Raw genomic sequence first — 501 nt, forward strand, 5'->3', positions numbered from 1 at the left:
TGTTCGCCTGGCTGCTGTTTATCTGCGTGGCGGGCGCGTTTTTCGTGCTGGTGCACGCCTTTGTGGTTAACGACTTCACCGTGGCCTATGTCGCCGGCAACTCGAACACGCAGCTGCCGGTGTGGTATCGGGTGGCCGCCACCTGGGGGGCGCACGAGGGCTCGCTGCTGCTGTGGGTGCTGCTGATGAGCGGCTGGACCCTGGCGGTGGCGGTGTTCAGCCGGCAGGTGCCGGCGGATATCGTCGCCCGGGTGCTGGCGGTGATGGGGATGGTCTGCGCCGGTTTTCTGGCGTTCATTCTGTTCACCTCCGGCCCGTTCGCCCGCACGCTGCCGGCCTTTCCGGTGGAGGGGCGCGACCTGAACCCGCTGCTGCAGGACCCGGGGCTGATTTTCCACCCGCCGCTGCTGTACATGGGCTATGTCGGCTTCTCGGTGGCCTTCGCCTTCGCCATCGCCGCGCTGCTGAGCGGGCGTCTGGACAGCGCGTTCACCCGTTTTG

General features: G+C 67.1%; 1 protein-coding gene. It reads left to right on the forward strand.

Annotated features, from left to right (window positions below; all coding sequences use genetic code 11):
- Nucleotides 1-501 (forward strand): cytochrome c biogenesis protein CcsA (gene ccsA, locus J4613_RS22520; RefSeq protein ID WP_208293674.1); only part of this gene is annotated, 501 nt, incomplete at both ends.

Origin of the sequence: Salmonella sp. 32020114201800008SM (genome assembly GCF_017572025.1) — a bacterium.
GTDB classification, from domain to species: domain Bacteria; phylum Pseudomonadota; class Gammaproteobacteria; order Enterobacterales; family Enterobacteriaceae; genus Salmonella; species Salmonella enterica.